This window comes from Nonomuraea sp. NPDC049158, from assembly GCF_040648335.1.
GTDB lineage: Bacteria > Actinomycetota > Actinomycetes > Streptosporangiales > Streptosporangiaceae > Nonomuraea.
Map to the genome: position 1 here is coordinate 69,364 of NZ_JBEZDM010000007.1, position 12,885 is coordinate 82,248.

Here is a 12,885-nt window from a genome sequence, read left to right on the forward strand (position 1 = left end):
CCACACCCTCACGTGCCCGGTGCCCTCGGCGCCGGGCACGCTTCACGTGTGCCCGGTCACGGCCGGTACGTGACATTCCGGCCGCAGGGGATCACACTGCGCTGGTGCTGAGCCGTCCCCCCACCGAGAGGAGTCATGGTGCGAGTCGTCGTCATCGGTGCGGGGGTGGTCGGATCCGCCGTCGCGGCCGGGCTCACCCGGCGCGGGGCGCAGGTCACTGTCCTGGAGGCACGTACGCCGGGATCCGGTACGACGTCCACCACCATGGCGTGGGTCAACGCCAACAACAAGACACCCAAGGCGTACTTCGACCTGAACCACGCCGCCGTGTGGGCGCACCGCCAGCTCGCGGGCGACTGGTTCTTCCCCACGGGCATGCTCGAGTACGCGGTGAGCGCCGAGCACAAGGAGTTGCTGGCGGCCCGGGTGGAGCGGCTGCTCGGCATGGGCTATCCGGTGGAACGGGTGACCGCCCGCATGGCCCTGACCCTGGAGCCCGACCTGGTGCCGCCGCCCGCCGGCACCGAGTACGTGTTCTTCCCCGGCGAGGGCCACGTCCACGCGCTGCGGCTGCTCGGGCGGCTGCTCGGCGAGGCGCGGGACCGGGGCGCCACGGTCGAGTGCGGGGCCGAGGTCACCGCCATCGACACGACGCCGGCGGGCGCGAAGGTTACGCTGGCCGACGGGCGTACGTTCGTCTGCGACGTGGTCGTCACCTGCGCCGGGCGCTGGACGCAAGGGGTCGCGGCGCTGGCCGGGTTGACCGTCCCGATGCTGGATCCGGCGGTGTCCGGCCGGGTCACCAACGGATTTCTGGTCACCACCTCGCCGGTGCCCGCCCGGCTGTCCCGGTTCCTCACCACCACCGGGCTCAACCTGCGGCCCGACGGCGGCGGGCGGCTGCTGCTGCATTCCCTGCACCTGGACGACCTGGCGGACGACCCGGCGGCCGACGTACCGGGCGCGGTCCTGGATGAGATCATGGGGCTGCTGCCGAACGTGCTGCGGGGCACCGAGGGCGCGACGGTGGAGCGCGCGGTCGTGGGCTGCCGGGCGATGCCCGGCGACGGGCTGACCGTGGCGGGGTTCGCGGACGCGGGGCGGCGGGTGTACACGGTGGCCACGCACAGCGGGATCACGCTGGCGCCGCTGCTGATGGATGAGGTGGCGGGCGAGCTGTTCGGGGAGGAGTCTGCACTGCTGGCGGCATTCCGGCCGGGCCGCTTCACGGACGGCACTGCTGGCCCCGCCCCGACCCCGGCGCGCCGGCCCGGCCAGCAGTAAACCGGACAGGCACCGGCCCTCCCCCGGCCCGCACTTCTCGGGTCCGGCTTGCTTGCCGGTGGTGGCTTGCTTACCGGCGGTGGTTTGCTTTCCAGCGGCGGCTTGCTTACCGGCGGTGGCTTGCTTTCCAGCGGCGGCTTGCTTACCAGCGATCGTGGACCTGGGGGCGGATCAGCTCGTCGTAGACGGCGGTGACCGCCGCCCGGGTCTCCTCCGTGAGCCCGGGGAGCCCGGCCGCGGCGGCGTTGGCGCCGGCCTGCCGTGCGTCGCGGGCCCCGGGGATGACCACGCTGACGCCGGGCTGGTCGATGATCCACCGCAGCGCGAACTGGGCGGTCGTCATCCCCTCCGGCACCAGCGGCTTCAGCCTCGCCACGGCCCGCAGCCCGGTGTCGTAGTCGACGCCCGAGAACGTCTCACCGACGTCGAACGCCTCCCCGTGCCGGTTGAAGGCGCGGTGGTCGTCGTCGGAGAAGCGGGTGTGCTCGTCGTACCGGCCTGACAGCAGGCCGCTGGCCAGCGGGACCCGGGCGATGATCCCGACCCCGGCCTCGGCCGCCGCCGGCAGCACCGCCTCCAGCGGCTTCAGCCGGAAGGCGTTGAGGATGATCTGCACGGTGGCGACGTTCGGCCGCGCGATCGCGGTCAGCGCCTCCGCGCAGGTCTCGACGCTCACGCCGTAGGCGGCGATCCTGCCCTCCTCGACCATGGTGTCGAGCGCGTCATAGACCGCCTCGTCCGCATAGACCGGAGTCGGCGGGCAGTGGAGCTGCACCAGGTCGAGAGTGTCCACGCCGAGGTTCTTCCGGGATCGGTCGTTCCAGGCCCGGAAGTTGTCCAGGGTGTAGGCCGACACCTCCTGCGGCACCCGGCGCCCCATCTTGGTGGCCACCGTCAGGCCGGGGCGCTCCTTGATCAACTGCCCGACGATCCGCTCGCTGCGCCCGTCGCCGTACACGTCGGCGGTGTCGATGAACGTCACTCCGGCGTCGACGGCGCCGTGCAGCGTGGCCAGCGCGTCATCCTCTCCGACCGCGCCCCAGTCGGCGCCCAGCTGCCACGCCCCGAGGCCGACCACGCCGACCTGCCTGCCCGTCCTGCCCAGCTCACGCTTCTCCACAATCCCGATCGTAAGGGCACACACCTCCCCAATAGACAAGACGCAACGGTGCGTCTAATCTAGCTCGCATGGCAAACACACTGCACTCTTCGCTGGTCCGTACCGTGCTCGACCGGCTGTTCGCCGCCGCCGCGCTCGACGACGACGCGCCGCGCGGGCCGCTCCCCGGCGGCTCCCTGGAGGCCGCCACAGCGCAGGAGCGCGCCGACGCCCTGGCGGCCCTGTACCTGCCGATCTCCGCTCGGGGCGGCGACCTCCTCTACGCGCTGGTCCGGGCCGCTCGCCCGGAGACCGTCGTGGAGTTCGGCACCTCGTTCGGGATCTCCACGGTGTACCTGGCCGCCGCGGTCGCCGACAACGGCACGGGCCGGGTGTACGGCACCGAGATGAGCGCGACCAAGGTCGCCACCGCCCGTGCGAACCTGGCCGAGGCCGGTCTCGGCGAAGTGGTGACGATCCTGCCCGGCAACGCCCTGGACACCCTCGCCGACGTGCCAGGACCGATCGGCCTGGTGCTCCTGGACGGGTGGAAGGAGCTGTGCCTGCCGGTGCTCCGGCTGCTGGAGCACCGATTGGCGCCGGGCGCGCTGGTGGTGGCCGACGACGTCACCTTCCCCTCCATGGCCGACTATCTGGGCTATGTGCGCGATCCGGCCAACGGATACGTCAGCGTCGCTTTCCCGGTGGAGGACGGCTTGGAGATCAGCTGCCACACGGGCGGCGCCACAACGTACAGCTGAACAGATCGGCCGGCTGAACGGATCGGCCGACGGTCAGGACGGAGCTTCGGCTCCCCCCGAAGCCGGAGCGTCGGCGTCTTGCGAGGCCGGACGAAGAAGGGCGCCCTCAATTCCGGCGACCAGCATGACCACCACCGACTCGAACAGCACGTCCGGCGGCTCCCCGACGGCCTCCTCGCTGATCCGCCCCAGGTGCGGCCGACCCTCAGCGGGCGGCGCCACCGGTACGGCGGCGGGGAGCAGCCCAGCGGGTGGGCGGTCGTGCCAGGTGTCCCAGATCTCGGCGAACCCGGCCACCTGAAGCACGGTGATCGTCCAGGCACGGTAAGCGTTCTGCTGGTGGTGCTCGACTGGATCGTCTTCGCCGGACTGCGCCCCCGCCTGATGGTGCTACCGGGCACCGAGGGCATGCGGGAGTACCGGGACCTGCGCTTCCACGCCGTGGCGGCGCTCAAGGGCAGCCCGTTGATCCTGGTGGTCGGCTTGCTGAGCGGAGGTGTCGTCGCGGGACTTGAGGCGATCGCCTGACCCGCCGTGCCGACCGGGCGGACGCGTCCTAGCGCTCGCGGTCGTATGCGCGCTGCGCTGAGCCCGGAAGACACCGCTGGCAGTGGGGAACCAGGAACCATTTAGGCGCACGCGCAGGTCGGGGTGCCGTTGGGTGAGCGCGTCGCGCGGCACTTGGGCCTCCTCCGCTAGCGGGGGTGGATGGTCACCGGGCCGAAGACGGCCGTGCCCTCGCCGGACGATCCGGGCGGGGCGGCGGCGAACAGGCCGAGCTCCGCCGAGATCCAGCGGCCCTGCTCCGCCTGGAACCCCTCGAAGCCGGTGACCCAGCCGTCATCAGCGCCGCCGTCATCAGCGCCGCCGTTGCCAGCGCCACCGTCATCGGCGCCGCCGTTGCCAGCGCCGTCACCAGCACCCGCACCCGGCCCCGCATCAGTGCCGTCGCCGGCGCGGTGGCGGAACCGCAGCGCGCAGACCCCCGCGTCGTCGGAGTCGATCCGCAGTCCGACGGTCGCGGTCTCGTCCGGCAGTCGTGCGCTGAACCGTGTCACCTCGCCCTCATCACCGTCCTCATACGTCCGGACCTCGACGCTGACCCCGTCACGGTCGCGCGCCAATCCCACGTACGCGTAACTAGCGCCGAGCACGACCGCTCCGGCCCTGGTCCCCGACCCGTCCGCCGCCAGCCGGAGCGTGGTGGTGAACTGCGCGGCCACCCCGGGCACCTGCTGGCCGAGCACCTGTGGCAGGTTCCGCAGGTTGCCCTGGTCGTTGGGCACCGCGCGCAGTCTCGCGTGACCGTCCCCGTCCAGACGCAGCAGACCGGGAGCCGGATTCGCCTGCCAGTGCCACTGCGGCCGAAGCTCCCCCGCCCGGAAGTCGTCGTCCCGCCCCGGCTCCGCCTGCCCGGCACCGGCCGGGTGAGGGTCCAGCGCCGAAGCGCGGGCCGAGGCTGAGCGAGGGTCCAGCGTCGAAACACGGGCCGAGGCCGGGTGCGAACCCAGCGCCGAAGTCGAGTGAAGGCCCGCCTCCGAAGCGCGCGCCGGGGCCGGGTGTTCCAGGACGGGATATCCGTCCACCCCCATCACCGGCCACCCGTCGTCCCCCCAGCGCATCGGCTGCAGGTGGACTACCCGTCCGAACACGCCTCGGTCCTGGAAGTGCAGGAACCAGTCTTCGCCCTCTGGCGTGGTGACCCAGGCCCCTTGGTGCGGTCCGTTGACCGGCGTGTCACCCTGTTCCAGGACGATGCGGTCCTCGTACGGACCCGACAGCGACCGTGACCGGAACACCGACTGCCAGCCGGTCGCGACGCCCCCGGCCGGGGCGAAGATCCAGTACCAGCCATCGCGCTTGTAGACCTTGGGCCCCTCCAGCGTCGAGTAGCCGGGCAGGGCGTCCCCGTCGATGACGGTGACGGGCGTGCCGATGATCTCGCGAGCGTCGGGCGTCATCTCCACCAGCGACAGCCGGTTGCTGATGCCACTGCGGCTCTTCGCCCACCCGAACACCAGCCAGGCGCGCCCGTCGTCGTCCCAAAGCGGGCAGGGGTCGATCACCCCGGGCCCCGGGAGCAGGAGGTGAGGCTCCGACCACGGCCCGGCCGGATCCGCCGCCGTCAGCACATGAACCCCGTGGTCGGGGTCGGGGTAGAAGATCCAGAACAGGCCGTCGTGATGCCTGATGGAGGGCGCCCACGCCCCGCCGCCGTGCCGGGGCACCGTGAAGTGCTCCGCCGGTGGCACGGCGGGCAGCGCGTGGCCGATCAGCTCCCAGCGCAGCAGGTCCGGCGAGCGCAGGACGGGCAGCCCGGGCGCCCGGTTGAAGCTCGACGCGACCAGGTAGTAGGTCTCACCGACGCGGATGACGTCCGGATCGGGCCAGTCGGCGTTGAGCACGGGGTTGCGGTACGTGAGCCGCCCGGCCGGTTCGTGTGCCATCTGTCCAAGCTCCCGCGGCTATCTGGGAAAACGTTTCCCCGTTATTCTGGCACGCCCTCGGTCGCCGCTCCGGTCCAGATCTGATTCAACAGTTCGGCCCCTCGGCCCGTCTATGCCGTGACGGACCAAGGAAAGGCACAGGCCATTGGATGACATTTACCGCTTCGAGGACTTCGTCGCGGAACGGGCCGATGCCCTGCTGCGCTACGGATACCTGCTCAGCGGCAACCCGCACGACGCGGCCGACCTCACCCAGGAGACGCTGATCCGGCTGCACCGGGCCTGGCCACGGGTGCGCCAGAAACAGGCACCCGAGAGCTACACCAGGATGATCATGGCCAGGTTGCACATCAGCGTCTGGCGGCTGCGCAGGCGCGAGCGGCTCGACTGGGCGCTGCCCGAGACCGCCCAGCTCGACGTGCTGCCCTCCGGCATCGAGCAGGACCTGTGGCAGGCGCTCGCCGGCCTGCCGCGCAAACAGCGGGCCGTACTGGTCCTGCGCTACTACGAGGACCTCGCCGACGAGGAGATCGCCGGGGTGCTCGGCATCTCCCGGGGGACCGTACGCAGCCACGCGTCGCTCGGCCTGGCCAAACTCCGTGCCACCCTGCCCCACCCCTCAGCGATCGACGGGAGCCTCGCATGACCGACCAGTTGGAATCCCACTTGCGTACGACCCTCGGCCACGCCGCCGAGCATGCGCCTAAGGCGCCTTCCGGGCTGCGTACCGAGGTCGTCTCGCGGTCGCGGCGGCGCAGGACGCGCCGGCAGGCCCTCGTCGCGGCACTGGCCGTCACCGCCGTGGCCCTGCCGGTCACGCTGACGGCCACCGGCGGGCAGAAGGGTGGCGACGTCGCCACCGGCACCATCGACGTACGCCACCGCATCCCGAGCGCCATGGACGGCAAGACCCCGCTGGGCGAGCGGCTGGTGATCGACAACCCGTCCGAGGAGCGACCCCTATCCCTCTGGTACGCCAAGGGGAAGCCGGGCACGGTCCTGCTCTGCCAGGCCTACCAGAGCAGGACCGGCGGCACGACGGAGCAGTGCGGCGATCCGCTCGACGACCGGAAGGCCACCAGGCAGGGTTCGACCGAGTCGTTCCCCTATCCGTCCACGGGCGTGGTGATGCACTTCGGCACCGCGCGGCCCGAGGTCGCCCACGTCACCGCCGTGATCAAGGGTGGCGACCCGGTGACCGGGACGATCTACCGGCCGAAGGGCGCTCCCCAGGGCATCTGGACCGTGTCCGCGCCCACGAGCGAGACGGTGACGGCGTTCGAGTTCGCGGATGCCAAAGGCCAGACCGTGGCACGGGTCAAGAACAAGCCCGCCATCTTCCCCGAGGAAAAGGCCCAGCCGGTCGGCCCCGCCGTGCGGATGCCGGGAGGTCTGTCCGTAGGTCTCTACAAGGTGCCGGGCGAGACGCTGCTCTGGAAGCTGAACGGGCAGACCGTCGTCATGAATCTCGTCGAGCCCGACCACCTGATGACCGACATGGGCGGCAAGAAGTACCCCGTGGAGTTGGCTGAGCACGACAAGCGCTGGCTGGGCATCGCCAGCGCGAAGACCGCCCGGGTCACCCTGCTCTTCGGCGACGGCCGGTCCGTGTCGGCCGCCACCCGGCCGGACCCGTGGAACCTCGGCATCCGGTTGTTCGCCGGAACGTACGACCGCGCCCGCACCATCATGTACGAACGCTTCCAGATCATCGGCTACGACGACGCGGGCGTGGAGATCTGGCAGCAGACCCACGAAAAGCGCTGAACGCCCGAAATCCAGGGAGGTTCAGCGGTAGAAGGTTCAGCGCTGAAAGGCGCCGGCGTTCGGGGCGGCGGGCAGGCCCGCGATGTCCGTGCCGCCCGACGCCCGGCCGAACCACGCGGCGCCGAGCCGGACGCCCCGGCCCAGCGCCGGCGAACCGGGCCGCAGGTGAAGGTCCGTACGGGAGACGAAGCGGGGGTCCGCCTTCACCGACTTTGGGCCCAGCTTGAACGCGTACGTCCGCCCCTTGTACACGCCGCCCGCGTCGTCGGCGCCCTTCCCGTCCTCGTACCCGGCCTCACCGCCGACCGAGATCGCGTTGTTGCGCAGCTTGAGTATCGACGGCGAGCAGCCGCCGTGGCAGGACCAGCCGATCGTCTCGCGCGCGGGCAGGTAGACCGAGTTGTGTACCGCGATGGTCCCCGTCACCGGGCCGACGATGTGCTGGGCGCCACGGGTGATCAGGAACGATCCATGCTTGCGCGAGGAGGTGACCACGTTGAAGGCGAACACGTTCCCGGCGGCCGTCTTGCCCTTGCGGGCGCCGAGTTCGGTGAACGTCTCGTTGTCGCGAGCGGTGTTGTGCGTGATCAGGTTGCGGTCGCCGTCGAAGATCTCGATCGCCGCTCCGTCGAAGCCGTAGTCGTTGCTCGCCGCGTAGCTGCCGGTGATGGTGTTGCCCGTCACCGTGTTGTCGTCGCCGTTCAGCAGGATGCCGAACGCCCCGGAGTCGTTGTCGGGCTCGGAGTCGTTCACGCTCATCCGGGCGTTGGAGGTCAGCGTGCTGTCCCTGATGACGTTGCGGGAGCCGCTGGGGGTGACCAGGATTCCGGCGATGTTGCGGTCGGCCCGTACGCCGACGAGCTCGTTGCCGTCGCCGCTCAGCTCGAAGCCCGCCCATTGGCAGCCGGAGGCGCGCAGGCCGCTGATGCGCCAGTGGTTGCCGGTCACGACGACGCAGTTGCCGTCCATGCCGGAGATCTTCGCCATGGGGCCGGTCCCGTACGGCTGGATGACGATGGGTTTGGCCGCCGTGCCCTTGGCGGCCAGGGTGAGCGTGCCCGTCCACTTGCTGCCGCGTTTGACGCTGATCGCGTCGCCGGGTTTCAGGTCGGCGGCGCCGATCTTCTCGAGCGATTTCCAGGGTTTGGTGGCGCTGGTCCCAGCGGCCGAGTCGTCGCCCGTCCGCGAATCGACGTAGTAGGTGGTGCCCGCGCGGGCCAGAGCCGAAGCCGGGAGAGCGGGAGCGAGCGAGGCGATGACGGCCACGGAGAGCAACCTCATGCGAACACACCACTATCTAGTTTAAATCTGAACGATGGGGGGTCGCCCACGCTAGCGCGTCATCGGGTGAGGCGCCAGACACGCAGCGAAGGGCCGTCACCCGGCAACACATCGGTGTCAGAAGCGTTATAAACCCCTGCCGCCCGCATGGGAAGGGGAAGCGGCCGGCCCGGTGCCCTGCGCGCGCACACCAGCAGCGACTCCTCGGCGGCCTCCCGGAGAAAGACCAGGCAGTCGGCGTCGGCGTGCAGCCACCGCAGCCCGCCATGGCGCAGCGCGGGCTCGGCCCGGCGCAGGCCGAGCAGCTCCCGGTAGGCGGCCAGCGTGGCGAGGTCCTGGTCGGCGGGCCGATCCCAGGGCATGGGGGTACGCGCGTGCTCGCCGTTCACCCCCGTCAGCCCGAACTCGCTGCCCGCGAACACCATCGGCGTGCCCGGCAGCGTGGCCTGCAGTCCGAGCGCGACGAGATGCTGCTCCGCCGAGCCGGTCACGGTGCGGATGCGCGGCGAGTCGTGCGAGTCGAGCAGCTGCCAGGAGTGCGCCTGCGAGCGCCACGACAGATGGGAGGCGAAGGCGCGGAACGTCGCGTACGTCTGGAGTCCGTCACGCGACGGCACACCGCCGGGCACGCCGAGGAAGGTCGCCAGTTCCAGGTCGGGCGAGCGCAGCCAGGCCCACACCGGCCGGGTGAAGCCGCCGTAGTTCATCGTGCCGTGCCAGCCGTCGCGGTCCAGGTCGGGCGAGGCGTCATGGCAGTGCTCGGCGATGAGCGCCGCGCCTGGCCCGATCGCGCGCCGCAGCAGGGCGGCGATCTCGTGGTTGTGGTCGTCGCGGCCGCGCCGGCCGGTCATGTTCGCGACGTCGACGCGCCAGCCGTCGAGCGGGCCCAGCCACTTCTTCAGCACGGCCGGGATCCGCGCCCGCACCAGGTCGCCACCCCAGTTGAGCTTGGGCAGCGACTTGACCCCGTACCAGGACTCGTAGTCGCCGGTGTCGGGGTCGAAGTAGAACATCTCCCGCTCGGGCGCGCCCACGTCGGACATCGCGGCGGTGAACCAGGGGTGCGTCCGGCCGCAGTGGTTGGTGGTGATGTCGCCGATCAGCCGCATGCCGCGCGCGTGCAGCGCGTCGGCGAGCCGGTGCAGCGCCTCGTCACCGCCGAGCAGCGGGTCGACGCGGTCGAAGTCGGCGGCGTCGTAGCGGTGATTGGAGCGGGCCGGGAAGATCGGCGTCAGGTAGACGGTGTCCGCGCCGAGCGCCTGGATGTGGTCAAGACGCTCCACGATGCCGTCGAGGTCGCCGCCGTAGAACTGCTGGGACGTGCCGGGGCCCGAGGGGATGACCGGGTCGCGGTCCCAGTCGCGCGGCAGTGCCCAGTCCGGCAGCTCCCGCATCGGCCTTGACCTGGCGAAACGGTCAGGGAAGATCTGGTAGACGATCGCGTCGGCCAGCCACGGGGGCGGCGTCTCGTGGCAGACCAGCCGGAAGTCGGTCGCGTCGGTGACGTCGTGCGCGACGAGCCCGGCCGCGGTCAGCCACGCCTGGCCGCCCTCGGTGTGCAGAGGAAGCGGTAGGGGGTGACCGGGTTGGCGGCGACGAGGTCCGCGCGCCACCAGACGTCCGTCTCGCCATAGCCGCCATCAAAGCCGGCGGTGTCGGGAGAGGCGGTGGTGAAGCGGGGTTCGCCGTCCCGGACCGTACGGACGTGCACACCGGTGATCCCGGCCGACAGCGGTGCCCGCAGCCGGACCGTCACCGTCGAGCCGGGCGCCGGCGCCTGGGTGGAGACGTACAGAGCGGAGCCGTCGTGATGCGGCTCGCCGAGGAAGCGCAATGAGACCTATCCCTTGACGGCACCGGCGGTGAGCCCGGAGACGATGTACTTCTGCAACCACAGGAACACGCCGACCGTGGGGACGGCGGTGAGTAGCGTGGCCGCGGCGAACATGCCGAAGTTGGCGTTGCGCTGGTCCCCCGCGATCATCCCGTACATGCCCACGGCCAGCGTCTTGCTCTCCGGATCGCGCAGGAAGACGTTGGCCATGATGAACTCGCTCATCGTGCCGATGAAGGCCAGCAGCGCGGTGACCGCGAGGATCGGCGTGACCAGCGGCATGATGACCCGCCAGAAGATCTGCGCGTGCGTGGCGCCGTCGACCGTGGCCGCCTCGTCGAGCTCCTTGGGCACGGTGTCGAGGAAGCCCTTCATCAGCCAGGTGTTCACGCCCAGCGCGCCGCCCAGGTAGAGCAGCATGAGCCCCCACACGGTGTTGAACCCGAACGCGGGATAGAGCTCGGTCACCTTGGTGAAGATCATGAAGATTGTCACGATGGCCAGGAACTGCGGGAACATCTGGATGAGCAGCAGCGCCAGCAGCCCGACCCGGCGCCCACGGAAGCGCATCCGGCTGAAGGCGTAGGCGGCGAACATCGACAGCAGCAGGCTGGCGAACGACGACGTCAGCGCGACGAACACCGAGTTGAGGAACCACCTGGCGAACGGATACCGGTCGGAGGTGAACAGGTCGGCGAAGTTCCCGAGGCTGGCCCCGGTCGGCAGCAGGTCGGTGGAGGCCAGCGTGCCCAGCGGGTTGATCGCGGCGGAGAACACGAACAGGATCGGGAAGACCGCGAACGCGCACACCACCAGCACGAACACGTGCCGCAGCGCGAGTCTCATGCGTAGACCTCCTCCTGTCTGCGGGTCCGGCGGAAGGCCACCGCGGAGATGATCGCCACGATCGCGAAGATGAACACCGAGATCGAGGCGGCGAAGCCGAACTGGGCGCCATAGGTGCCGAACGCCAGCCGGAAGGTGTAGGTGATCAGCAGGTCGGTGGCCCCCACCTGCGGGCTCTCCGCCGGGAACGGGCCGCCCTCGCTGGTGAGCGCGATCGCGTTGAAGTTGTTGAAGTTGTAGGCGAACGACGAGATCAGCAGCGGTGTCAGCGCCACCAGCAGCAGCGGCAGCGTCACCTTGCGGAAGCCCTGCCACGACGTCGCCCCGTCGATGGAGGCCGCCTCGGTCAGCTCGCGCGGGATGGCCTGCAGCGCGCCCGTGGTCACCAGGAACATGTACGGAAAGCCCAGCCAGAGGTTGACCAGGATGACCGCGAACCGGGCGGTGGACGGCTGCCCCATCCAGTCGACGTCCAGCCCGAACAGCTGGTTGACCAGCCCGAAGTCGCGGTTGAACATGTCCCGCCAGACCAGCAGCATCGCGAAGGCGGGCATCGCGTACGGCAGGATCAGCGCGATCCGGTAGAAGCGGGTGCCGCGCATGCGCGGATGGTGCAGCGCGAGCGCCACCGCCATGCCGAGCGCGAACGTGGCCGCCACGGAGGCCAGCGCGAACACCACGTTCCACCCGAAGACCCCGATGAAGTAGCCGGAGATCGTGGGGTTCGTCAGGACACGGCTGAAGTTCGCGAAGCCGACGCTCACCTGCCAGCCCTGCGCGAGGTGCGCGCCCGTGGCGTTGACGAAGTAGCCCTGCCCCTCGTCGGCCTTCCATCGGTCGCCCTCGCCCTGGACGCAGTCGCAGCGCGCGTCGTAGACCAGCGCCGAGCGTCCTTCGACCGCGCGGCTCAGTCCGTTCGCCTTGATCAGCCCGCCGCGGGTCGGTACGGCCAGCGCCGCGATCTGCTGCGCCCTGGCCGCCGCCTGCGGGGCCGTCAGCACGGTGAAGCCGGGCGCCCGCAGCACCTTGCCCGTGATGCCCACCTCGGCGCCGGTCACCGGCGCGAGCCCGGCCGGGTCGCCCGCCTGGACCTGCTTGGTCTTCGGGTCCACGAGCAGGAAGACCAGCCGGTCGCCCTTCAGCGCCGTGGTCAGGCTGTACTCGGGCGAGCCGGGCGCCTGCCGGACGGAGCCGGTCTCGATCGCCGTGATGGCGGCCTGCTTGTCGCCGCGGTGGCCGTCGCCGAAGTTCGTGAACGCCGTGCTCACCGTGTAGAGGACCGGGAACACCTGGAAGGCGATCAGGAAGACGGTGCCGGGGATCAGGTACTTGGCCGGGATGAAGCGGCGGGTCAGGTAGAGGTAGGCGATGACCGCGGTGGCCAGGCCGAGGACCGCCAAGGCGGGCCACGACCCGGTGGCGACCAGGGGCGGCGCCGCGTACACCAGGAGCGCCGCCGCCACCGCGAGCACCACGACCCTGCTGACCAGGAACGCCGTGGTGATCTCGCGGCGGGGCCGCGGGGGAGCATGGGATCCCGCGGCCTCACGTACGTCCAGGGTCATG

13 protein-coding genes are annotated in these 12,885 nt (G+C 70.8%); 5 read left to right on the forward strand and 8 right to left on the reverse strand.

Features of this window, described 5'->3' with window-relative positions:
* Positions 1–135: 135 nt before the first annotated feature.
* A complete protein-coding gene (locus AB0B61_RS17560; RefSeq protein ID WP_358432546.1) occupies positions 136–1,284 on the forward strand; it encodes an FAD-binding oxidoreductase in 1,149 nt (382 codons plus the stop codon).
* Positions 1,285–1,426: 142 nt separating this feature from the next.
* On the opposite strand, the gene AB0B61_RS17565 is transcribed toward AB0B61_RS17560, so the two are convergent.
* The gene (locus AB0B61_RS17565; RefSeq protein WP_358432548.1) at positions 1,427–2,404 is read right to left on the reverse strand and encodes an aldo/keto reductase; all 978 of its coding nucleotides are present in this window, start codon (positions 2,402–2,404) and stop codon (positions 1,427–1,429) included.
* 68 nt (positions 2,405–2,472) lie between these two features.
* On the opposite strand from AB0B61_RS17565, the gene AB0B61_RS17570 reads away from it, so the two are divergent.
* Entirely contained in the window at positions 2,473–3,144 is a 672-nt protein-coding gene (locus AB0B61_RS17570; RefSeq protein ID WP_358432550.1) for a class I SAM-dependent methyltransferase, read from the forward strand.
* Between the two features lie 33 nt (positions 3,145–3,177).
* Here the strand turns inward: AB0B61_RS17570 and AB0B61_RS17575 are convergent, their stop codons facing one another.
* Positions 3,178–3,441: a hypothetical protein gene (locus AB0B61_RS17575; RefSeq protein ID WP_358432552.1), complete on the reverse strand. Its 264-nt coding sequence runs from the start codon at positions 3,439–3,441 to the stop codon at positions 3,178–3,180.
* 42 nt (positions 3,442–3,483) lie between these two features.
* On the opposite strand from AB0B61_RS17575, the gene AB0B61_RS17580 reads away from it, so the two are divergent.
* Positions 3,484–3,672, forward strand: a complete 189-nt coding sequence (locus AB0B61_RS17580) for a hypothetical protein (RefSeq protein ID WP_358432554.1) — start codon at positions 3,484–3,486, stop codon at positions 3,670–3,672.
* A 167-nt stretch (positions 3,673–3,839) separates the two neighbouring features.
* Here AB0B61_RS17580 and AB0B61_RS17585 read toward each other — a convergent pair whose 3' ends face one another.
* Positions 3,840–5,591, reverse strand: a complete 1,752-nt coding sequence (locus AB0B61_RS17585) for a family 43 glycosylhydrolase (protein WP_358432556.1) — start codon at positions 5,589–5,591, stop codon at positions 3,840–3,842.
* Between the two features lie 145 nt (positions 5,592–5,736).
* On the opposite strand from AB0B61_RS17585, the gene AB0B61_RS17590 reads away from it, so the two are divergent.
* The gene (locus AB0B61_RS17590; RefSeq protein ID WP_358432558.1) at positions 5,737–6,237 is read left to right on the forward strand and encodes a SigE family RNA polymerase sigma factor; all 501 of its coding nucleotides are present in this window, start codon (positions 5,737–5,739) and stop codon (positions 6,235–6,237) included.
* A complete protein-coding gene (locus AB0B61_RS17595) occupies positions 6,234–7,358 on the forward strand; it encodes a hypothetical protein (RefSeq protein WP_358432560.1) in 1,125 nt (374 codons plus the stop codon). Before AB0B61_RS17590 ends, AB0B61_RS17595 begins: the two co-directional genes overlap by 4 nt.
* 36 nt (positions 7,359–7,394) lie before the next feature.
* Here the strand turns inward: AB0B61_RS17595 and AB0B61_RS17600 are convergent, their stop codons facing one another.
* Genes AB0B61_RS17600 through AB0B61_RS17620 form a run of 5 tightly spaced genes read right to left on the reverse strand, consistent with a single transcriptional unit; the run spans position 7,395 to position 12,884 of the window.
* A complete protein-coding gene (locus AB0B61_RS17600) occupies positions 7,395–8,639 on the reverse strand; it encodes a right-handed parallel beta-helix repeat-containing protein (RefSeq protein WP_358432562.1) in 1,245 nt (414 codons plus the stop codon).
* Positions 8,640–8,698: 59 nt separating this feature from the next.
* Positions 8,699–10,252 (reverse strand): glycoside hydrolase family 13 protein, encoded by a 1,554-nt coding sequence (locus AB0B61_RS17605; RefSeq protein ID WP_358432564.1) that lies wholly within the window; start codon positions 10,250–10,252, stop codon positions 8,699–8,701.
* On the reverse strand, positions 10,171–10,473 hold the full coding sequence (locus tag AB0B61_RS17610; protein ID WP_358432566.1) for a hypothetical protein: 303 nt from the start codon (positions 10,471–10,473) through the stop codon (positions 10,171–10,173). Before AB0B61_RS17610 ends, AB0B61_RS17605 begins: the two co-directional genes overlap by 82 nt.
* A gap of 6 nt (positions 10,474–10,479) precedes the next feature.
* A complete protein-coding gene (locus AB0B61_RS17615) occupies positions 10,480–11,319 on the reverse strand; it encodes a sugar ABC transporter permease (protein ID WP_358432568.1) in 840 nt (279 codons plus the stop codon).
* The gene (locus tag AB0B61_RS17620) at positions 11,316–12,884 is read right to left on the reverse strand and encodes an ABC transporter permease subunit (protein WP_358432570.1); all 1,569 of its coding nucleotides are present in this window, start codon (positions 12,882–12,884) and stop codon (positions 11,316–11,318) included. The genes AB0B61_RS17615 and AB0B61_RS17620 overlap by 4 nt, the downstream gene beginning before the upstream one ends.
* Position 12,885: the final 1 nt, after the last annotated feature.

What these genes read in the sequence shown, in the direction of transcription:
- AB0B61_RS17570 (WP_358432550.1), top strand. Translation starts at nt 2,473, where the DNA reads ATGGCAAACACACTGCACTCTTCGCTGGTCCGTACCGTGCTCGACCGG.
- AB0B61_RS17585 (WP_358432556.1), bottom strand. Translation starts at nt 5,591, where the DNA reads ATGGCACACGAACCGGCCGGGCGGCTCACGTACCGCAACCCCGTGCTC.
- AB0B61_RS17620 (WP_358432570.1), bottom strand. Translation starts at nt 12,884, where the DNA reads ATGACCCTGGACGTACGTGAGGCCGCGGGATCCCATGCTCCCCCGCGG.
- AB0B61_RS17615 (WP_358432568.1), bottom strand. Translation starts at nt 11,319, where the DNA reads ATGAGACTCGCGCTGCGGCACGTGTTCGTGCTGGTGGTGTGCGCGTTC.
- AB0B61_RS17600 (WP_358432562.1), bottom strand. Translation starts at nt 8,639, where the DNA reads ATGAGGTTGCTCTCCGTGGCCGTCATCGCCTCGCTCGCTCCCGCTCTC.
- AB0B61_RS17595 (WP_358432560.1), top strand. Translation starts at nt 6,234, where the DNA reads ATGACCGACCAGTTGGAATCCCACTTGCGTACGACCCTCGGCCACGCC.
- AB0B61_RS17560 (WP_358432546.1), top strand. Translation starts at nt 136, where the DNA reads ATGGTGCGAGTCGTCGTCATCGGTGCGGGGGTGGTCGGATCCGCCGTC.